Raw genomic sequence first — 23,687 nt, forward strand, 5'->3', positions numbered from 1 at the left:
GCCGGTGGACTGATACCCTTTAATCAGATGCGTCGTCAGGGTAAAATTACCGTTCCTCAGAGCGTCACACCCACAAGACCGATGACTTTAGTTGAGAAACTCTTAGCTAAGGCCTCCGGTAATTCCTACGTCCGCCCAGGAGAAGTGGTATTTGCCCAAGTAGATTTAGCCCTCTCCCATGATGCCGTAGCTGCACCTGTCGCCAAGACATTCTATGAAAACTATGGAGAAGGCGCAAAATTGTGGGATGCCCAAAAGGTAGTTTTAGTTGCTGACCACTTCATCCAAGTCAATGACATCCGTGACGACCGCCGAGCTGATCTGATGTATCAGCAGATGATTCAGTTTGCCCAAGACCAAGGGTGTCATTTATTTGACATGGTTTCCCCTGGTGAAGCAGCAGGGATTTGTCACGTTTTACTCCCAGAAAAGGGATTTGTCCGCCCAGGAATGATCATCGCCGGTACAGATTCCCATACTTGCACCCACGGAGCATTAGGAGCTTTTGCCACAGGGGTCGGCACTACAGATATGGCCAATATCTATGCTACCGGGGATATGTGGATGCGTGTGCCATCCACATTAGTGTTTGAATTATCTGGAAATCTCCCACCCCATATCAGTGCTAAGGATATTATCTTGTTTATCCTGGGGCAACTTAGTTGTGCAGGGGCGACGGGTAAAGTGATGGAGTTTAGAGGCTCCATTCTCGCTCAACTACCTTTTGATGAGCGTCTGACTCTAGCTAATATGGCCGTGGAATGTGGGGCAATTTGTGGTTTGATTGTCCCTGATGAAATTACCCGCAATTACGTGAGTAGTCGGTCTCAGCAGGAATTTACAGAGATCATCGCCGATGCTGATGCGGAGTACGAAAAAGTTTATCAATTTGACCTCAGTCATCTAGAACCACAAGTGGCGCGTCCTCCCAAACCAGACCAAGTAGTACCTATTAGTCAGTTAGAAGATACTCCCATTACTAAAGCTTTTATCGGGTCTTGTACCGGCGGAAAACTCTACGATTTAGCTCAAGCGGCAGAAGTATTACAGGGTCGTCAACTAGCAGATGGCGTGAACTTGTATATAGTACCTGCTTCTATAGAAATTCGTGAACAGGCAAAAGCTTTGGGCTATTTAGATATTTTTGCCCAAGCAGGCGCGCAGATTCTCAAGTCAGGTTGTGGAGCTTGTATCAACTCTGGAATTGGGGTATTGGACAAAGAAGAAACGGGGATTTATGCCACCAATCGCAACTTTAAAGGCCGCAGTGGTGATCCCACAGGTAAAAACTATTTAGCTTCCCCAAGAACGGTAGCAATATCAGCTGTCAAAGGCAAAATTAGCACCCTTTTAGATTAAACAAGACATTAAAAGATGACGAACCAATCAGGAGGAAAATGTTAAAAATTTAGCTCTATCTGAGTAGAAGTGACTGTAATATCGCTTAGTCTAGATTCTGAGATTAGTTTTTTTATTTATATGAAAGACTCGAATCTCGTACCAGTGAAAAAGTTTGTACCAACAAAATCAGGAGTCAAGCTAATGAACACAGACGACATCATTAAAAAAGTTGCAGGATTAGGTGTTCCCGGCATAATTCTGTTAGTCTTAGCAATTTCATCAGCAGGTAGTAATGCAGCGATTGTTGCTGCTCTCACATCAGCAGGGGGGCCTTTTGGGATTATTGGCGGTATCGGCCTACTTGGTCTAACAGGACTTGTAGGAGATAGTCTTTCTGGAATTGGTCTAGAAGCTATTCTCAAGGGTGTCTATTCAGAACGGAAAAAAACCGATTCATTAAGGTTGTTACTGAAAGAAATTCAAGATTTACCAATTTCCGATGAGCTAAAAATCAAACTGAAAGATCATCTCAACGCAGACACCACTAATAGTGAATCTGTAGAAGAACCAAGAACAGTGGAAATTGTCGAAGAATAATTTCACTGTTAAATTTGGTGACATTTGAGCATAAATGCCACTAAATAGAGGTTTTTCAGAAGTTTGGAACAGGTTTTAATGCCGCAGTGCATACCGTAAGCGCGAAATCATACGTAGTCTTGCCAAACGCCAAAATGGCCTCTGAGTTTGATGTCATTAGATTAATCTCTCAAAGGCCATTTCTATAGTATTTATTTGGTGATCGCATTTTTTGCCAACGTTGTTCTCCAGGTTGAGAAAATTTTTTAACAATATAAACATATGAACGTAAATTATATGATATGTATCCACCAAAAGAATAATCCTTATCAATAAGCTCGTATATATTTAGTGATTGCTGTTATTTTTTATTTTTCTATACGAAAAACATGGAAGAAATGCTGACTGAATCTACTATGAATGTTGAGAATTTCGCTAATTTAACAACACAAGAACTACATCAAATCTTGGTGGAATGGAATAATACATCCGTAGATTATCATCAACATTTGTGTATACAAGAATTATTTGTTGCCCAAGTAGAAAAAACACCAGATAATATTGCGATCGCCTTTGAAGGTCAACAACTTACTTATCAAGAGTTGAATCACCGAGCTAACCAATTAGCTCATTATTTACAATCTTTGGGTGTAAAACCAGACGTATTAGTCGGGATTTGTCTTGAGCGTTCCCTAGAAATGATCATCGGACTCTTAGGAATCCTCAAGGCTGGTGGTGCATACTTACCGTTAGACCCGACATATCCCCAAAACCGTCTGTCTTTCATGTTGTCAGACTCACACGCGTCATTACTGTTAACTCAGCAAAAGTTTGTTGGTCAATTTGCTGCAAGTAATGTAAAGACCGTCTTTTTGGATGCGGATAGAGAATTAATTGACGTTCAAAGCCAAAATAATCCTCATAGTGATGTCACCTCAGAAAATCTGGCTTATGTAATTTATACATCCGGTTCCACAGGCACACCCAAAGGCGTTGCTGTCCCCCATCGGGCTGTAAATCGGCTCGTATGCAACACCAATTATGTGCAGTTTACCTCTGCTGAACGCACAGCCCAAGCCTCGAACACTTCCTTCGATGCAGCCACCTTTGAGATTTGGGGTTCACTGCTGCATGGAGCGACCTTAGTTGGTGTTCCTCAGAATGTTCTGCTCTCACCCCTAGATTTTGCCGCCTACATCCGGGAGCATAAAATTAATGTATTATTTTTAACTACTGCTTTATTTAATCAATTAGCTAATCTTGCACCCCAAACATTTCAAGACTTGCGCTACTTGCTATTTGGTGGCGAGGCTGTAGATCCCAAGTCTGTGAAAACGGTGCTAGACAATGGCGCACCACAGCATTTACTGCACGTTTATGGCCCAACTGAAAATACAACATTCTCTTGTTGGTATCAAGTTGAGGATGTTCCAGAGGGGGCTACAACTTTACCCATTGGTCGCCCCATATCCAATACACAAATATATATATTAGACTCCCAACTAAAACCTGTTCCTATTGGTACTCCTGGGGAAATTTACATTGGTGGTGATGGTTTAGCCAGAGGCTACCTCAACCGTCCAGAGTTAACTGAAGAACGATTTATTCTGCATCAGTTGGCAGAGGTAGGAGAAACTAGATTATATAAAACCGGAGATTTAGGGCGTTATTTACCAGACGGTAATATTGAGTTTGTGGGGCGAGTCGATAATCAAGTGAAGATTCGCGGCTTCCGCATTGAATTAGGAGAAGTCGAAGCAGTTTTATATCAACACCCAGATATACAACAAGCGGTGGTAATTGTCCGCGAAGATGTTCCTGGTGATAAGCGGCTGGTTGGTTATGTTGTTCCTCAGCCAGAATCAGAAGTCAACGCCACAACCATAAAACGCTTTCTAGAAGAAAAGTTGCCTACCTATATGGTGCCAGCAGCTTTGATGATGCTTGACTCCTTACCTTTGACACCGAATGGTAAGGTAGACCGCCGCAGTCTCCCAGCCCCAGCGCGGACACGCCCTGATTTAGAAGAAGCTTTTGTCGCACCTCGTAACCCAATTGAAGAGAAGTTAGCCGCTATCTGGGCGGAATTATTGGGACTCGATGTAGTAGGAATCAATGATAACTTTTTCTGTTTGGGTGGTCATTCCCTGATTGTGACCCAGATGCTGTCTCGTGTGCGGGAAGTTTTCGGGGTTCACATATCTTTTACTCAGATATTCGCCAATCCTACCATTGCTGCTGTAGCTCAACTCATAGCCCAAGGCGGGGAAGAATCACAATGGCAACGTCCTGTCATCCAACGCATTTCCCATGAAGGACTTGTACCAGTTTCCTTTTCGCAAGAGCGCATTTACTTCGTCCATAAATTAGCACCAGAAAATAGTGCTTACCAATTCCAAGCCACGATGGAAATTAAAGGTGTCTTGGATATTACAGCACTACAACGTTCCTTAGATGAGATTGTTAAGCGTCATGAAATCTTCCGTACAAATTATCAGGAAGTGAATGGTCGCCTCTATCAAGTAATTCACCCCCATCCAGGAGCCGCTTTTAGATTCGTTGACCTGCGGTCAATTCCTGAAGCTGAGAGGGAAATAGAAGCCCAAAAGTTAGTAGAAGTAGAAGTTCTCACACACCTAGACCTGACACAACTACCTATAGTTCAATGGGCTGTATTTCAGTTGAGCGACCAGGAATATATATTGACTCATGTTGAGCATCACATGGCGCATGACGGCTGGTCTTTTAACGTCTTTTTGGGTGAGTTGGTAGCACTGTATGAAGCTTTCTCGGCGGGTAAACCTTCTCCACTACCAGAATTAAGTTATCAGTTTGCGGATTTTGCCACTTGGCAAAGAGAATGGGCGAAAACTCCAGAAGCGCAAGCTCAATTAGCTTATTGGGAAGAAAAATTAGCAGGAATTCCGCCGTTGTTGGAATTACCTTACGATCGCCCACGCCCCAAAGAACAAACTTATAATGGCGATCACGTCAGGATGGAATTACCTGTCGATTTGTGTGAAGAACTGAGAGTTTTCAGTCATCAAGAAGGTGCAACCTTATTTATGACGATGCTGGAAGCTTTCATCATCCTGTTGCATCGATACATAGGACAAGACGATATTTTTATCGGCTCTGCGGTTGCGAATCGCCGGATACACCAAATCGAGCAGATTATGGGGATGATTGTCAATAACTTGGTGTTACGCACCGATGTATCAGGTAATCCCACAGTTCGGGAATTACTCGACCGTGTGCGCCAAGTGACAATGGAAGCTTACGCCAACGAAGACGTACCCTTCGATAAAGTTGTAGAAGCGATTAGACCAGTCCGTAACCTGAGCCATAATCCTCTGTTTCAGGTGATGTTCAGTTTCCATAACTCCGCCAAGCCGTATTTGAAGTTCCCTGGCTTTGACTTCTTCTTACATGAACCAGCGAGTAACAAATCTGCGAAGTTTGATATTGACTTCCTGGTTATTCCACGGTTTGAACAAAGCGTACAGCACGGCGCGAAAACTGGAGCTAAAGGAATTACCTTAGTTTTGGAATATAACAGCGATCTGTTTGATGCTGACACCATGCAAGAGATGTTAGAGCAGTATCAACAGGTACTTATGGAGATGCTGGCTAACCCAGAACAGCAAATTGGGCAAATACCTCTGGTCACACCATCTCAGAAGAAATTACTAGGGGAATGGACGCAAAAACACCGTGAATATACACAGAAAGAGTGTATCTATAAGTTATTTGAGCAGCAAGTAGAGTTAACACCCGATGCTGTAGCTGTAGAACAAGATGGGCAGAAATTAACTTACCGCGAATTGAGCGATCGCGCCAACCAAATCGCCCACTATCTGCAAAGTTTGGGAGTTAAGTCAGAAACCTTAGTAGGTCTGTGTGTTGAGCGTTCCTTGGATATGATTGCGGGCTTACTGGGAATTCTCAAAGCTGGTGGTGCTTACGTTCCCCTCGACCCTGCTTATCCCCAAGAACGCATCACTGAAATTGTCACAGATACCCAGCTTGGTATTGTACTCACACAAGCGCGATTCCAAGATAAATTAGCAGGTTATACAGGCAAAACAATTTGTTTAGACACAGATTGGCAATTAATAGCCACCCACAGCACAGCTAACCCAGTTAGTGATGTGCAACTAAATCACCTAGCCTACATTATTTATACCTCTGGCTCTACGGGTAAACCCAAGGGCGTAATGATTGAACATCGCTCATTGCAAAACTTTGTCCTCACTGCCATTGATGAGTATGGTATCAATGCTCAAGATAAAGTGTTGCAATTTGCCTCAGTTTGCTTTGATACATCCATTGAAGAAATTTTCCCTTGTCTGTGTGTCGGTGCAAACTTAGTTTTACGCACCGAGGCCATGCTCAACTCTAGTGATGACTTTTGGCGGTGTTGCCAAAAATCACAGTTGACCGTGTTGGATTTACCGACAGCGTATTGGCATCAATTAGTCGCAGAACTGCAACCCCAAGACTCGCGCATTTCCGCCAGTTTGCGGACTGTAATTATCGGTGGTGAAGCAGCCCAACTAGAAAAAGTGCAACGTTGGCACAGTAGCGTTACTCATCTTGAGCCATCACCCCAATTATTTAACACCTACGGCCCAACAGAAGCCACAGTCGTCACCACCCTGGAACGCCTCACCCCAGAATTAACCTCCGTCAGCATTGGTAAACCAATTAGCAATGCTCAACTTTATGTTTTAGACCAATATCTGCAACCCCTACCCATAGGAGTCCCCGGAGAACTGCATATTGGTGGCGCAGGACTAGCAAGAGGCTATTGGCAACGTCCTGAACTCACATCTGAGAAATTCATCAACATTTTGACAATTTCATCGGATCTGGAAAACCCCTCTCCAAACCTCTCCCCTGCAAGGAGAGAGGCTTCAGATGTTCCCCCTTCCCTCGCAGGGAAGGGGGCTAGGGGGTTAGGTCTTGCGAATAACGCGAAAAACCAGACAAATTCCACCCCCACACCTGTAAAACTCTACAAAACCGGCGATTTAGTCAGATTGCGGAAAGATGGCAATCTAGAATACCTGGGACGAGTTGACAACCAAGTGAAAATTCGTGGCTTCCGCATAGAGTTGGGCGAAATTGAGGCGGTATTAAGACAACATCCCCAAGTGTCGCAAGCTGTGGTAATTGCTCATGAAGAACTTCCCGGACAAAAGCGGCTTGTGGCTTATGTTGTACCGCAAGACCCCTCTCCAAACCTCTCCCCTACCAGGAGAGAGGCTTCAGATATTCACCCTTCCCTTATAGGGAAGGGGGCTAGGGGGTTAGGTTCCGTGGATGAAATGCGCGATTTCCTCAAGCAAAAACTGCCGAATTACATGATTCCGGCGGTGTTTATGTTGCTGGAAAGCATTCCGATGACTCCTAACCAAAAGGTAGATTATCGCGCTTTACCAACACCTGATTTTTCTCGCAGCGCGGAAGATAAATTTGCAGCACCCCGCACACTCATAGAAGAAAAATTAGTGGCGATTTGGTCAGAAGTTCTCAGAATAGAAAATGTTGGCATTCACGATAACTATTTTGAACTGGGTGGCGACTCAATTCTCAGTATTCAGCTAGTTTCCAAAGCTAATCAGGCGGGTATCCAAATTGCAGCTAAACAGCTATTTAAATATCAAACCATTGCTGAGTTAGCCACTGTAGCGGGTATCACTCGCCAAATCAATGCTGAACAGGGGTTAGTCACGGGTGATGTAGGATTAACACCGATTCAACAGTGGTTTTTCGAGCAGAAATTATCCCAACCCAATTACTTTAACCAGTCAGCATTACTAGAAGTACCAACAGATGTACAACCTGAGTTATTACAGCAGGTAATCGAACAACTGTTATTACATCACGATGCTTTACGTCTGCGGTTTGTGCAGCAAGGTGAAACTTGGGAGCAAACCCACACCTCCCAGGAAACTGTACCACTAAGCAACTTTGATTTATCACATCTTGCACCAGCAGAACAAGATGCTGCTATCAAAGCTCAAGACGCTGAACTCCAAGCTAGTTTAGATTTAACTACCGGAAAAATCGCACAATTCGCCTTATTCCAATTAGGAAGCACGCGCCCCAGTCGTTTACTCTGCATCATCCATCACTTAGCCGTTGACGGAGTTTCCTGGCGAATTTTACTGGAAGATTTAGCTATTGCTTACCAACAAATTAGCCGGGGTGAAGCGATTAAACTACCAGCTAAGACAACATCCTGGCAATATTGGAGCGATCGCTTAACAGCATACACCCAAACCGAAGCCGTCAAACAGTTGGATTACTGGCTGAATCAATCTAATATTCCCGTGAAATCCTTACCAGTGGACTATCCATCTAGTAACGAAAATAACACCGTCGCCGCAACTGCATCTGTGTCACTGGCTTTAAATGAGGAACAAACCCGCACCCTGTTACAAGATGTACCCTCTGCTTATAACACTCAAATTAATGATGTACTCCTAACAGCTTTAGTACAAAGTTTTGCCCAGTGGACAGGCGAAAGTTCTTTATTAATTGATTTAGAAGGACATGGACGAGAAGATTTATTTGAAGATGTAGATTTGTCCCGGACTGTTGGTTGGTTTACCACCTTATTTCCCGTCGGGTTACAACTCAAACACAATAAAGATTTAGGAGAGGCTTTAAAGTCAGTCAAAGAACAACTCCGACAAATTCCCCACAGAGGAATCGGTTATGGCGGATTGCGATATTTGCACGCAAACACCACCATCCGCGAAAAATTACAGTCTCTACCCGTAGCACAAGTTAGTTTTAACTACCTGGGACAATTTGACCAAGTATTGAAAGCATCTGAAAACTTGGGTGCAGCCCAAGAATTCAAATCAGAACAAAGCTTACTCAATACACGCTCTCACCTGTTAGGAATAAGTGGTTTTATTCGTGCAGGAAAACTGGAAATGACTTGGGCTTATAGCGAGAAAATTCACAAACGAGACACCATTGAACGATTAGCTTCAGGATTTATAGAATCCTTGAAGAATCTCATCGTTCACTGTCAATTAAAAGAATCTCAAAGCTATACCCCGTCAGACTTTTCTGCTGCCAAACTCAACCAAAAACAACTAGACAAATTCCTCACCAAAATTAGCAAAAAGAAATAAGGGAACAGAGAAGAAGTTACATTCTCACCCTTTCCCCTGCACCATGCTCCCCTAACTTCTTTCACTGTCACCTGTAACCTGTCACCTATCCAGAGGTAATAATGCAAAATATCGAAGACCTTTATGAACTTTCACCGATGCAACAAGGGATGTTATTTCATACCCTTTATGCACCAGAGTCAGAAGTTTATTTTGAGCAGTTAGTTTGTATACTCTCTGGGGAGTTGAATTTTCCGGCGTTTCAAACAGCTTGGGAACAGGTTGTGGCGAGACATTCAGTGTTACGCAGTTCCTTTTATTGGGAAGAGATAGAAAAACCCTTGCAAGTGGTGAGTAAGCAGGTGGATCTTCCTTGGGAGAAGTTGGATTGGCGGAATTTCGCACCTGATGAACAACAGCAGCAGTTAGAAGAGTGGTTAAAAAGCGATCGCCAAAAGGGATTTACTCTCAATCAAGCCCCCCTGATGCGCTTTACCATCATTCAATTAGGAGAACAAACCCACCAATTTATTTGGAGTCATCATCACATTCTTTTTGATGGCTGGTCAATGCAAATTGTCCTCAAAGAAGTCTTAGCTTTATATGAAGCTAGTCAGCGAGGTGAAGATTTACGCCTCCCTGGAGTTCGCCCCTATCGAGAATATATTGAGTGGTTACAGCAACAAGATATTGAGCAAGCAAAAAACTTTTGGCTCAAAACTCTTCAAGGTTTAGAAGTTCCTAGTTTATTGGGAAGGAACACAAAAAGCGGAATATATCAGGAGCAACATTTTCAATTATCCCCAACGGAAACTGAAAAATTGCAATCTGTGGCGCGACAGCACCATTTAACTTTGAATAATTTAGTACAGGGCGCATGGGGATTATTAATTTCTCGCTACAGTGGGGAAAATGATGTAGTTTTTGGTGCAACTGTATCCGGTCGTCCCGCAACTCTAGAAAAAGTAGATTCAATGGTAGGGCTATTAATTAATACCTTACCAATCCGATTAAAAATTACAGCCAAGACAGCATTATTAACCTGGATCAAGCAATTACAAACCCAAGCATTAGAACAAGAACAATATGCTTATTGTTCCCTAGCAGAAATTCAAAAAATGAGTGAGATTGCCCCAGGAATGTCACTTTTTGATAGTCTTTTAGTATTTGAAAATTATCCAATAGATTCTGAAGAATCAACCCAAAAAACTTTAGAAATTAAGCTGATTAGTTGTTTTGAACGCACTAATTATCCTCTGACTTTAGTAATTAATCCTGCTGCCCAATTAGCTGGCAGGTTTGTTTACGATACTAGCTGCTTTGATGGGCAAACAATTAACCGAATGATTGGGCATTTCCAAACATTACTCATAAACATAGCAGCTAATATACAACAAAAAATTGCTCAATTATCATTACTCAGTGTAGAAGAAGAAGCACAATTAATTCAGCTAGAGAATCATCAAACAGGAGATTCTCTTAATTACAGATGTCTTCATGTTTTATTTGAAGAACAAGTAGACAAAACACCTGATGTAGTAGCACTTACATATAAACAAAAAAATTTAACTTATCGAGAATTAAATCACCGCGCTAATCAATTAGCTCATTATTTAAAATCATTGGGGGTTAAACCAGAAGTCAGGGTGGGAATTTGTGTTGAGCGTTCCTTAGAAATGGTTATCGGGATACTCGCCATTCTCAAAGCTGGTGGAGTTTATGTACCAATAGATCCAGGTTATCCGACTGAAAGACTATCTTTAATAATCGGAGATACACAAACACCCATCTTATTAACTCAGACTCATTTAAAAAATAGACTCCCCATTAATCATCAAACTTTAGTGGATTTTGATACAGATGGGGAAAATATCGCTCAATATCCACAGGATAATTTAGTCAGTGAAGTCACTCCAGAAAATTTAGCATATATTATTTATACCTCCGGCTCAACAGGCACACCAAAAGGTACAGAAGTTGCTCATCGTAGCTTCATCGGTTTTATGTTTGGAGTTGATTATATTCACCTTGATGAAAACCTGGTTTGGCTACAACATTCATCCATTTCTTGGGATGGACTCACTTTAGAAATGTGGACACCACTGCTGTATGGTGGACGCTGTGTACTGTATCCCGAAAAGATTCCTACACCAGAAAGTTTAAGCCAAATTATTCAAGAACAAAAAGTTAACACCCTTTGGTTAACTTCCGCCTTGTTCAATCTAATCATTGACCAAATACCCCAAAGTTTATTAGGTGTTAAACAACTGCTGATAGGTGGAGAATCTTTGTCTGTAGATCATGTCCGTCGCGCCTTAAAACTACTACCAGAAACTCAAATAATTAATGGTTATGGGCCTTCGGAATGTACAGTATTTACCTGTTGTTATCCCATTCCTCAACAACTATCTGAAAATCTCAGTTCTATTCCTATTGGTAAACCCATTGGCGATCGCACAACTTACATCCTAGATGAAAATTTACATAGAGTTCCAGTTGGTGTAGTCGGTGAACTGTATGTGGGTGGAGCAAGTGTTGCTAGAGGTTACTTAAATCAACCAAAATTAACTAGTGAACGATTTATTCCCAATCCTTTCATTTTAGAAGATACACTTTACAAAACAGGTGATTTAGTCCGTCGTTTACCTGATGGAAATTTAGAATTCATTGGACGAATTGACACACAAGTCAAAATTCGTGGTTTTCGCATTGAATTAACAGAAATTGAGGCTGTTTTGATTCAGCATCTCGACATTCAGCAAGTTGTAGTGACGGTGCGGGAAGATGAACCAGGTAAGAAATTATTAGTAGCTTATTCAGTAGCGCAAATTAATACACCAACTCCTAAGAGTTTACGAAATTTCCTCAAGGGAAAGCTTCCAGATTATATGATTCCTACTGCTTTCGTATTTCTGGAAGCACTACCCCTAACTCCTAACGGTAAAGTTAACCGCCGTGCTTTACCTCTTCCTGATCAAACCCAAAGAAATCTAGAGATTGATTTTATTGCTCCTAGCACACCAATTGAAAAAGAATTAGCCACGATTTGGACTGAAGTTCTGCAATTACAACAGGTAGGAGTTCACGATAACTTTTTTGAGTTGGGGGGACATTCTTTACTAGCTACTCAAGTTATTTCTCGCTTAAGGGAAGTTTTTAATTTAGATTTCCCTTTGCGTTATTTGTTTGACAATCCTACTATTGCTGAACTTGCTCAAAAAGTCATGGAACAGCAAATTGAGCAAGCAGAAAATGACGATTTAGCAAGAATTTTGGCAGAGGTAGATCAGTTATCAGAAGAGGAGGTGACACAGCAGTTAATGTTTTGATAAATAGTTTTAGCGATTTAATATCACAAATGCAAAATTCCCAGGATGAAGAATATGTCACAGACTATTACCTTATCGAATGTTGCCGACAAAAAGGAATTGATAGTTACTTTATTTTCTGCCGTTGATTCCTCGGATTGGAATTTACTTAAAAATTGCTTTGACGACAATATTATTTACGAACGTCCTGGTTATCAGCCCTTTATTGGGCTTGATAAATTACTCAAATTTTATCAGTATGAGAGAATTATTGCCTCTGGAAAACATCACATTGAATATATTGCAGTTGATAATAATTATGGTGCTTGCTGGGGCAATTTTATTGGTATCCATAAAAATGGGTCAAAAATTAATGAGCGTTTCGCGGATGTCTATTCGTTTGAAAATGGTAAATTTAAAACTCGACGCAGCTATTTTTTTAGACCCGCAGTATAAGTTATATACAATATCTTCGACATTCTAACTTACTTATAATAATCTCTTTGTTCTCCATACTAGACCGTTTTTTTTAAAGTTAAATTTTCACAATAAATATTATGAGCGATTTGCTAAAGCGTCTTGAAAGCCTATCACCAGAAAAACGAGAATTAGTTTTACAAAAATTAAAACAGCAGCAGAAATCACCCGTCCTCACATCGGTATCAAGGGAACAAAATCTTCCTCTATCTTTTGCTCAACAAAGACTATGGTTTATTGACCAATTAGAGGGCGAAAATTGTGTCTATAATGTCCCGTTTTTCTGGCAAATTGAAGGTTTACTAGATATCAATGCTTTAGAAAAAGCTATTTTAGAAATTGTGCAGCGTCACGAGGTCTTACGCACTAGTTTTTCTCTGGTCGATGAGTCACCTATACAGGTAATTCATGCTCATCCGCAATTGAAAATACAGGTGCTAGATTGGCGACAAGTCCCAGAAGCAGAACAGTTAAGTAAGACGCAACATTTAGCAACAACAGAATTACAACAGCCTTTTGATTTATCAAATCCGCCTTTACTGCGGATGAAGTTATTACAACTAGCTGAAAAATCTCATCTGTTACTGTTGGTCATTCATCACATAGTTTGTGATGGTTGGTCAATGGATATTTTTCGTCAGGAATTGTTCAGTCTATACAAAGCTTTTTGTACTGGTGAATCTTCTCCTTTACCAGCGTTATCTCTACAATACGCCGATTTCGCCCACTGGCAAAGACAATACTTACAGGGAGATGTACTGCAAAATCAACTCAATTACTGGCAAAAACAATTAGCAGATGTCCCACCACTGTTAGAATTACCGACAGATAAACCGCGTCCCTCAGTTCAGAGTTTTCGGGGAAGCAGCGAGTTTTTAGCAATCAATCAAGAACTAACACAGAAATTAAAGCGGTTAAGTCAGGAGTCTGGAACTACTTTGTTTATGACTTTACTGACAGTATTCGCGCTGTTATTGTCGCGCTACAGTGGACAAAACGATATAGTTATTGGTTCTGCGATCGCCAATCGTAACCGTAGAGAAATAGAACCATTAATTGGCTTTTTTGTCAATACTCTGGCTTTGCGTACCAATCTTGAAGGGAATCCTAGTTTCTTGGAATTACTACAAAGAGTCAAGCAAGTAACCCTAGATGCTTACGACCATCAAGATTTACCCTTTGAGAAACTAGTTGATGAATTAGGATTAGAGCGATCGCTGGCTCATCATCCCCTATTTCAAGTTGCTTTTGGTGTGCAAAGTGGAACTCCAGAGAAACTGGAAATTCCTGGCTTAACTCTCAACCGGTTTGAATGGGAAAACACCACAACCCTGTTTGACTTATCGCTGATTTTCCGCGAGACTCCCCAAGGTTTAATCGGTGAATGGGAATATGCAACCGATTTGTTTGCGGCTGAAGCTATTCAAGGGATGGTGAGACATTTTGCAGTTCTACTCAAGCAAATTATTGGTCATCCCAATCAACCAATTAATACGTTATCCTTGGTGACTGAAGATGAACGTCAGCAACTACAAAACTGGAATCAAACTCAAACAGAATATCCCCAAGATAAAACTTTAGTTGATTTATTTGAACAACAAGTCACCAAAAATCCTGATAATTTAGCTGTAGTTTTTGAATCCCAAAGCCTAACTTATCAACAATTAAATGAAAAAGCCGAGCAATTAGCTGATTATTTAATTGAAAAGTACCAAATTCAACCAGATACCTTAGTTGGTATTTCTGTTGAACGTTCATTAGAAATGATCATTGGTGTCCTTGGTATCCTGAAAGCCGGCGGTGCTTATATACCAATTGACCCTAATTATCCCCCAGAAAGAATTCAGTTCATGTTAAAAGATTCGGGGATATCGATTTTATTAACTCAAAGTTTTTTAGTAGCTAAATTACCTTTAGATAGCTTAGAAAATTCAATTGAAGTTGTTTATTTAGATGATAGCTCACACAGAAATATAGAGACGCAAAGGAAAATAAGTAAAAATCAAGTTAAGCCTGATAATCTAGCTTATGTTATCTACACTTCTGGTTCTACGGGAAGACCAAAGGGTGTGATGATTGAGCATAAAGCTATTGTGAATTTAGCTTTGGGTTGGGTGGAAACATTTCAAGTTCAACGCCACAGTCGTTTGCTACAATTTGGTTCTTTTAGTTTCGATTTATCTATTGGTGAAATTGCTACTGCTTTATCCGCAGGTGCTTGTTTATATTTAGCTCATCAAGAAACTTTATTGCCAAGTCAAACCTTAGTTGACTTTTTAAATATTAAGGAAATTACTCATCTATTTTTGTCTCCATCCGCTTTAGCAACATTACCAAAATCAACACTGAATAATTTACAATCCATCGGTGTGGGTGGTGAGGCTTGTCCGGCGGAATTAGTGAGTGATTGGGGAACAGGACGACGTTTTTATAACTGCTACGGGCCGACAGAATGCACGGTTATTGCAGCAATATCACCTTGTCTACCTAATGGTAAAAAACCATCAATTGGTAAACCTTCACCCAATCTCCAGATTTATATTTTGGATGCAAATAATCAACCATTACCCCCAGGAATACCAGGGGAACTATGTGTGGCGGGAGTAGGTTTAGCAAGGGGTTATCTCAACCGTACTGAAACTACCGCCGAAAAATTTATTGAAATTGATTTATTCGGTAACACTGAGCGTATTTATAAAACTGGTGATTTAGCAAGATGGGGTACTGATGGGAATTTAGAATATTTGGGTCGAATCGATGAGCAGATAAAATTGCGTGGTTTTAGAATTGAACTTGGTGAGATAGAAGCACTATTATTACAGCATTCATTAGTTCAAGAAGCTGTTGTTACTGTATATGAAACTGATAGCAATCCCAGGTTAATAGCCTATATTACAGCAGATGAAAAATCAGCAAGTTTAGCAATTAAAATTAGGGATTATCTGAAAAATTACTTGCCAAATTATATGATTCCTAGCCAGATTATGGTTTTGGATCAAATTCCTCTAACTGCTAACGGTAAAATAGATCGCCGCGCATTACCAGCACCAAATACAGATATTTCTACTGATTTAGAAATACCAGTAACTCCCGCAGAAGAAATACTGGTTAGTTTATGGCAAGGTTTATTAAAAACTAAATCTGTTGGTCGTTCTGATAATTTCTTTGAATTAGGTGGACATTCCCTGTTAGCAACTCAATTAGTTGCCCGCATTCGTGACAGTTTTGGGGTAGAATTACCTGTCCGCAAGGTATTTGAGCAAAGCATTTTATCTGAGTTGGCGAGGGAAATTGATAAAGTATCTGCGAGTGTTACTTTACCTCCAATTGCACCCCAGTTAGAAAATGAACCAAAAACCTTATCTTTTGCTCAATTAAGACTCTGGTTTTTAGCCCAGTTGGAAGGTAAAGGAACCTCAGCTAGCTACAATATGCCGATCGCACTCCAACTAGACGGCAAATTAAATCTAGAAGCTCTGAGGCAAAGTTTAACTTATTTGTTAGAACGGCATACCAGTTTACGCTCTTATTTCCCTGCTTTAGAGGGAGAACCGCAAGTAGTAGTTAAAAATATTGAAGATATAGAAGTATTAGAAATTGCGGACTTACAAGCACTCGATCCTCAGATACAAGCTCAAACAGTACAACAGTTATCTGATCTTCACGCTCAAGCACCCTTTGACTTAAATACTGGCCCCCTGTTCAAAGCGAAACTACTGCAACTCAGCCAACAGAAAAATATCCTGCTGATTAATATGCACCACATTATCAGTGATGGCTGGTCTATAGGTGTATTTAAGCGGGAATTAGAACAAGCTTATGCTGCTTATGCAGTGGGTTCCACTCCCAACCTGTCACCATTACCGATTCAATATAGTGATTATGCAGCTTGGCAGCGCAGTTGGTTACAAGGTGAAATCTTAGCCAGCCAAGAAAATTATTGGCAACAACAACTAGCTGATGCGCCTCCTCTGTTGGAGTTACCGACTGATTATCCTCGTCCCGCACAACAAAGTTATCAAGGTAAACATGAGGAATATTGTTTAAGCAGGGAACTGACACAGCAACTGAAAACTCTCAGTCAACAGCAGGGAGTGAGTTTATTTATGACCCTGTTGGCTGCTTTTAATATTTTACTCTCGCGTTACAGCCGCCAAGAAGATTTATGTCTTGGTTCTGGCATTGCTAACCGCACCCATAGCCACACAGAAGGGTTAATTGGCTTTTTTGTCAATACCTTAGTATTGCGGAGCAAAATCAAGTCAGAGCAGAGCTTTAGTGAATTACTACAACAAACTCGCCAGACTTGCTTAGATGCTTACGCTCATCAAGATATTCCGTTTGAGTATTTAGTAGAAAAACTGCAACCGGAACGCAGTTTGAGCCATAACCCTCTGTGCCAAGTGATGATAGTCATGCAAAACATCGAAGGTACAGGGAAAAACGTTAGTTTAACTGGGCTGGAGATTCAACCAGTAGAACAAAATTATCCGTTTGCGAAGTTTGATTTAACACTGTATCTGTCGGAAAGGGAAGAGCAGATACATTGTATGTGGGAATATGCCACAGATTTATTTGCGGCGGACACAATTAAACGTATGGCGGCACATTTGGAAGTTTTGCTGACAGCAATTACCCAAAATCCTCAACAGCCAGTCAGTACACTGCCCTTGATGACAGCCAGAGAAATCCAGCAATTGCAAGCTTGGAATCAAACAGACGCAGATTATCCTGATCATCATACTTTAGTAACTCTGTTTGCAGAACAGGCAGCAAAAACTCCCGATAAAATTGCAGCAGTGTTGGCAAATCAAAGCATAAGCGAGGGAATAGGAAATACTCAGGAGTTGAAAACACTAAGTTATGAACAACTGAATCAAAAAGCTAATCAACTGGCTCATTATTTAATTCAAAATTATCAAATTCAGCCCAACACTCTCATTGGCATTTGTGTGGAGCGTTCCCTGGAAATGCTCATCGGGATATTTGCTATCCTCAAAGCTGGTGGTGCTTATGTACCAATTGATCCAAGTTATCCCCAAGAACGCATTCATTTAATGCTTGAAGATAGTAATGCGGCGGTATTACTAACAACTCAATCACTTAAGAAGCAACTTCCTTTAGAAAATCTCAAAAATACTGCTTCAGTCGTATTTCTGGATGAACAAACATGGAATGAGCAACCAACAGATAATCCCAAATTCAGCAGCAATTGCCATGATTTAGCTTATGTAATTTATACCTCTGGTTCCACAGGTAGACCAAAAGGAGTGGCGATCGCTCATTCTAGTTCTGTAGCTTTTGTTAAATGGGCGCATTCAGTCTTCAGTCCAGAACAGCTTGCAGGCGTTTTAGCCTCCACCTCCATTTGTTTCGACCTCTCCATTTTTGAAATTTTTGTTACCTTGACTCAAGGTGGTAGTGTGATTTTAGTAGAAAATGCACTCTACATTGAGCAAGCAAATCATAGTCCTGTACCAATCACTTTGATTAATACCGTACCGAGTGCTGTGGCGGAAATACTGAGTATGAATGCGATTCCGTCCAGTGTGCAGGTGATTAATTTAGCTGGCGAACCATTAAAAAATAGTTTAGTACAGGCTTTATATCAAACCACATCTGTCACAGAAATTTATAACCTCTACGGCCCTTCAGAGGATACAACCTACTCGACATTTACAAAAGTTGCCAAAAATGCCCAGAATGAACCAACGATAGGAAAGGCGATCGCCAATACTCGCATTTATATTTTAGATGCACAAAATCAACCAATACCTCCCGGTATTCCGGGAGAATTGTGCCTTGCTGGTGTTGGTTTAGCTAGAGGATATCTCAATCGCCCTGAATTAACCTCTGAAAAATTCATTGAGGTTGAATTATTCGGTCAACCTGAGCGTATTTATAAAACCGGCGATTTAGCCCGTTGGCTACCTGATGGCGATTTACAATACTTAAGTCGGATTGACCATCAAATTAAACTGCGTGGTTTCCGAATTGAATTAGGTGAAATTGAAGCGACATTAGCTAAACATCCGAAAATTCAGGAAGCAGTAGCCATTGTTCGGGCAGAAACTGACCTGGATAAACGGCTGGTAGCTTATATTGTGCCAACAGCAGCAGAAGAAGGTAGCAATCAAGCTCATGCAGATTTATTCGCAGAATGGCGGCGGTTTCTAGCCAAAACTCTCCCTGATTATATGATTCCCAGTCATTTTGTTGTGTTAGAAAAACTACCACTCACACCCAATGGCAAAATAGACCGTAAAGCCTTACCTGCACCAGAGACAGCTGTTACAGCCACAGATATTGAATTACCTGTTACAGAAACAGAAAAATACCTGGCGCAGATATGGGCAAGGTTACTCAAATATGAAGCGATCGCCCGACAAGATAATTTTTTCAACTTGGGGGGACATTCATTACTCGCTACCCAACTTTGTTATCGCATCCGCGACACGTTCAACATAGAACTGCCACTGCGTCAAGTATTTGAGACTCCCACCCTCATAGACTTGGCAAATTATATAGATAGCTGCCTGTGGGTTAATGCCGCTACCGCAGATATAGAACCTTTAAACTCAGACGAAGAGGAAATTGAACTATGACCATGACACAAAATCAGCAAGTAGTTTCTTTAATGCTTCGTTTGCAGAATATGGGCTGCAAAATTTGGGCTGAAGATGATAAGTTACGCATTCGTACTAGCAAAAATGCCCTGACTGCGGAACTCAAGCAGGAAATTCAAGATAACAAAGCCGAGATTCTCGCTTTCTTGCAAGCTGCTAAAACACAAGTTGTTTCCACAGCAGAAATTCCAGCTTTAAGTCCTAACTCTCCCAAACAGCTTTCCTTTGCTCAAAAACGTCTCTGGCTATTAGCACAACTCCAGGGGGCATCAGCCGCTTACAATATGCCGATCGCTCTCCAATTAAACGGCAAACTAAATATTGAGGCTCTGCGCTCTAGTTTGGCTTATCTGCTCAATCGCCACGAGAGTCTGAGAATGTATTTTCCTACAGTGAACGGAGAACCTCAAGTGGCTTTGGGGACTGGGGACTGGGGACTGGGGACTGGGGACTGGGAAGAAGCAGGGGAGAAATTTTTAACTCAATGTCCAAATATCCAAGATTTAATTGATGCTTATGCACAAGAACCCTTTGACTTAAATACTGGCCCTTTATTTAAAGCCAAGTTGCTGCAATTAGAACCGGAAAAATCCGTGCTGGTGATTAATATGCACCACATTATCAGTGATGGCTGGTCAATGGGTGTATTTGTGCGGGAGTTACGGCAAGCTTATAGTGCTTATTCTCAAGGTCAGACCCCAAATCTTGCTCCCTTACCCATTCAATACAGCGACTATGCTACTTGGCAACGCAATTGGTTACAAGGGGAAGTATTAGAAAAGCAGATTAATTACTGGAAACATCAACTAGGTGATGCTTCGCCATTGCTGGAATTACCTACTGATTATCCCCGTCCAGCACAGCAAAGTTACAGAGGCGATCGCTGCGTCTACTCTCTCTCTCCAGAATTAACGTGTGCTGTTAATGCTTTTAGTCAACAACAAGGCGTAAGCCTATATATGACTTTGTTGGCTGCGTTGAGTATCTTACTATCTCGTTACAGTCGGCAAGAAGACTTATGTATTGGTTCTCCCATTGCTAACCGCACCCATAGCCAAACTGAAGGGTTAATTGGCTTTTTTGTCAATACTTTGGTAATGCGTCAGCAAATCAAACCAGAGCAAAATTTTATTGAGTTATTGCAACAAACTCGCCAAATATGTTTAGATGCTTATGCTCATCAAGACGTTCCCTTTGAGGTGCTAGTAGAAAAGTTAAGACCAGAACGCAGTATGAGCCATAACCCATTATTTCAGGTAATGTTTGCCCTGGAGAATAATGCAAGTCCAGACTTGGATTTATCAGGGTTAGACATTGAATGGCTCGGAGTCAAGAGTGCGATCGCCAAGTTCGACTTAACACTATTAGTAACTGAATCTGAAAACCAGTTAAACTGCACTTGGGAATACGCCACAGACTTGTTTGCCAGGACTACTATCCAACGGATGGCGGAACAGTTTGTAGTGCTGCTCAAGGGCATTATTGATCATCCGCACCAATCAATTCATACTTCGCCTTTGATGACAGCAGCAGAATTGCTACAACTGCAACGCTGGAATCACACTCAAACTGATTATCCTCAAGATAAAACCTTAGTTGACTTATTTGAACAACAGGTTGAAAAAAATCCTGATCATACTGCTGTAGTTTTTGCAGCCCAAAGCCTGAGTTATCAACAACTAAATCAAAAAGCTAACCAACTAGCTCATTATTTAATTCAAAATTATCAAATTCAGCCAGATACATTAATTGGTATTAGTGTTGAACGCTCCTTAGAAATGATTATTGGGTTACTGGGTATCCTCAAAGCTGGCGCGGCTTATGTACCGATTGACCCTAATTATCCCCCAGAAAGAATTCAATTCATGTTAGAAGATTCTGGGATATCTATATTGTTAAGTCAAAGCTTCTTATTAAATCAATTACCTATAAATGAACTGGCAAACTCACTGCCAGTAATTGATTTAGATGCCGAAGATTTTGCTGAAGCATCAACAGCAAATCCCAGTCTTCAAAGTACACCTGAAAATTTAGCTTATGTTATCTACACCTCTGGTTCTACTGGCAAACCAAAGGGTGTAATGATTGAGCATCGCGGATTGCTAAATCTCACTTTAACAGTTGCTGAGGTGTTGCAAATTCAACCCCAAAGCCGTGTGCTGCAATTTGCCTCTTTCAGTTTTGATGCTTCTCTTTGGGAAATAGCACCTACCTTGAGTGTAGGTGCTTGTCTATACCTAGCGCAAAAGGAAACCTTGTTACCTAGCGCAGACTTAGTGAGCTTTTTAGAAGACTGTCAAATTTCTCATGTCACTATACCGCCTTCAGTCTTATCTCTTTTACCACCCGCAACCCTACCTAATTTACAAGTCTTAGTGACTGGTGGCGAAGCTTGTTCACCAGAATTAGTTACTCGATGGGCAACAGGAAGACCTTTTTTCAATGGTTACGGGCCAACGGAATCTACAGTTTGTACCAGCATAGCTGTATGTCAACCCGATGGCAAAAAACCACCCATTGGTAAGCCATTATCTAATCTCCGCATTTATATTTTAGACCCACACAATCAACCATTACCTCCAGGAATTCCTGGGGAATTGTGCATTGCGGGAGTTGGTTTAGCTAGAGGCTATTTAAACCGTCCAGAATTAACTGCCGAGAAATTTATTGACATTGATTTATTCGGTAAAACTGAACGTATTTATAAAACTGGCGATTTAGCCAGATGGGATGCTGATGGCAACCTAGAATACCTGGGACGTATAGACGAGCAAGTAAAATTACGTGGTTTTAGAATTGAACTTGGAGAAATTGAATCACTTTTATTACAACATCCCTCAGTTAAAGAAGCTGTTGTTACTTTATATAAAACTGAGAACAATCAGAGTTTAATTGCATACGTAACAGGAATCACCAATGATTTATCAACTGAATTAAAAAATCGCCTCAAATCGCGTCTACCCGATTACATGATTCCCTCTCAAATCATTGTCTTGGATAAGTTACCTTTAACTCCCAATGGCAAGATTGACCGTAAAGCTTTACCTGTGCCTAATATTCTGGTTACGGGTTTGTATACAGCACCAAGCAACGAAATTGAAAAACAACTAGAGCAGTTATGGTCTACTGTACTTGAGTGCCAAAACATTAGCATTCATGATAACTTTTTCGATTTGGGTGGACATTCTTTATTGGCAATCAAATTACTCAATCATATTCAACAAGTATTTAATCAAGAACTGGCTTTAAGCAGTTTATTTCAAAATCCCACAATTGCTCAATTAGCATTACAACTGTCTGATCATCAGGTACGAAAATCCCATCCCGATTTGCTTGTACTCCAACCCCAAGGCAATGCCACTCCTTTATTTTGTATACCTGGTGCTAACGGGCATGGTTTCTATTTTAAAGATTTGGCTATTAACTTAGAGAATTATCCGGTTTATAGTCTAGAAACTCCAGGAAGAAATGGCCTAAGCAAAGTTCCAGATTCAGTAGAGCTTCATGCTAGTCAACTAATTGAGTTACTACGTCAGCAACAATTCAAAAGTCCATACATACTGGCAGGATATTCATCAGGCTGTGCGGTAGCTTTTGAAATGGCTTGGCAACTGGAACAGCAAGGTGAAAAGGTAGAATTATTAGCTATCTTAGACTCTGGATTAGTTACTCATCCTGAATATTTAATTCAGAGAACAGAAATTGATTGGATTTGGCAATTACTCCAAAGAATTGAAGCCGTAAAAGGGATTTATCTGGGTTTAGAATACGCTGATTTAGCTGCTCAAAGCGATGACCAAGCCCGTTGGGATTTGGCAGCAGAGTGTTTATACAAAAACAATGTCCTACCGGAACACTCAAGCCTTGATTTACTCAAAACCAATATACAAGTCATGAAACATCTGACAAGTAATTACGCCAATTATCAGCCTCATTATCAAATTTCTGCCCCAATTGTTTTAGTCCGTGCTGAAGAAGTGCATGAAATTGTTTTACAAGAAATCAGAGCTATGTCTGATTACGATTTACCGGATTGGGGATGGCAGGCATACACCCAAAATCCCGTCAAGGTGATATCTGTACCTGGAAATCACGGGCGAATGCTTTATGAACCAAATGTCAAATTTTTAGCCTCACAATTACAGCTAATGATGACTTAACCTCTCAAACATCCGTAATTAATAGTCTGAATCACTTAATTTTGAATTTTTAATTGGTATAAGAAA

The 23,687-nt window shown here is 40.9% G+C and carries 7 protein-coding genes; all 7 read left to right on the top strand.

From position 1 onward, the window contains the following. Positions 1 to 81 precede the first annotated feature (81 nt). Entirely contained in the window at positions 82 to 1,359 is a 1,278-nt protein-coding gene (locus tag ACQFX9_RS05935; RefSeq protein WP_427162806.1) for a 3-isopropylmalate dehydratase large subunit, read from the top strand. A gap of 183 nt (positions 1,360 to 1,542) precedes the next feature. Further along, the gene (locus tag ACQFX9_RS05940; RefSeq protein ID WP_427161134.1) at positions 1,543 to 1,938 is read left to right on the top strand and encodes a hypothetical protein; all 396 of its coding nucleotides are present in this window, start codon (positions 1,543 to 1,545) and stop codon (positions 1,936 to 1,938) included. Between the two features lie 368 nt (positions 1,939 to 2,306). Continuing rightward, on the top strand, positions 2,307 to 9,071 hold the full coding sequence (locus tag ACQFX9_RS05945; RefSeq protein WP_427161135.1) for an amino acid adenylation domain-containing protein: 6,765 nt from the start codon (positions 2,307 to 2,309) through the stop codon (positions 9,069 to 9,071). A gap of 101 nt (positions 9,072 to 9,172) precedes the next feature. After that, positions 9,173 to 12,379, top strand: a complete 3,207-nt coding sequence (locus ACQFX9_RS05950; RefSeq protein ID WP_427161136.1) for an amino acid adenylation domain-containing protein — start codon at positions 9,173 to 9,175, stop codon at positions 12,377 to 12,379. 54 nt (positions 12,380 to 12,433) lie between these two features. Further along, the gene (locus ACQFX9_RS05955) at positions 12,434 to 12,814 is read left to right on the top strand and encodes a nuclear transport factor 2 family protein (RefSeq protein ID WP_427161137.1); all 381 of its coding nucleotides are present in this window, start codon (positions 12,434 to 12,436) and stop codon (positions 12,812 to 12,814) included. A gap of 101 nt (positions 12,815 to 12,915) precedes the next feature. Beyond that, the gene (locus tag ACQFX9_RS05960) at positions 12,916 to 19,440 is read left to right on the top strand and encodes an amino acid adenylation domain-containing protein (protein ID WP_427161138.1); all 6,525 of its coding nucleotides are present in this window, start codon (positions 12,916 to 12,918) and stop codon (positions 19,438 to 19,440) included. Next, positions 19,437 to 23,621: an amino acid adenylation domain-containing protein gene (locus ACQFX9_RS05965; RefSeq protein WP_427161139.1), complete on the top strand. Its 4,185-nt coding sequence runs from the start codon at positions 19,437 to 19,439 to the stop codon at positions 23,619 to 23,621. The genes ACQFX9_RS05960 and ACQFX9_RS05965 overlap by 4 nt, the downstream gene beginning before the upstream one ends. Positions 23,622 to 23,687: the final 66 nt, after the last annotated feature.

This window comes from Aliinostoc sp. HNIBRCY26 (assembly GCF_050235535.1).
GTDB lineage: Bacteria > Cyanobacteriota > Cyanobacteriia > Cyanobacteriales > Nostocaceae > Trichormus.

Excerpts from the sequence above, each read along its gene's own strand:
- ACQFX9_RS05935 (WP_427162806.1), top strand. The coding sequence starts at position 82 with ATGACTTTAGTTGAGAAACTCTTAGCTAAGGCCTCCGGTAATTCCTAC.
- ACQFX9_RS05940 (WP_427161134.1), top strand. The coding sequence starts at position 1,543 with ATGAACACAGACGACATCATTAAAAAAGTTGCAGGATTAGGTGTTCCC.
- ACQFX9_RS05945 (WP_427161135.1), top strand. The coding sequence starts at position 2,307 with ATGGAAGAAATGCTGACTGAATCTACTATGAATGTTGAGAATTTCGCT.
- ACQFX9_RS05950 (WP_427161136.1), top strand. The coding sequence starts at position 9,173 with ATGCAAAATATCGAAGACCTTTATGAACTTTCACCGATGCAACAAGGG.
- ACQFX9_RS05955 (WP_427161137.1), top strand. The coding sequence starts at position 12,434 with ATGTCACAGACTATTACCTTATCGAATGTTGCCGACAAAAAGGAATTG.
- ACQFX9_RS05960 (WP_427161138.1), top strand. The coding sequence starts at position 12,916 with ATGAGCGATTTGCTAAAGCGTCTTGAAAGCCTATCACCAGAAAAACGA.
- ACQFX9_RS05965 (WP_427161139.1), top strand. The coding sequence starts at position 19,437 with ATGACCATGACACAAAATCAGCAAGTAGTTTCTTTAATGCTTCGTTTG.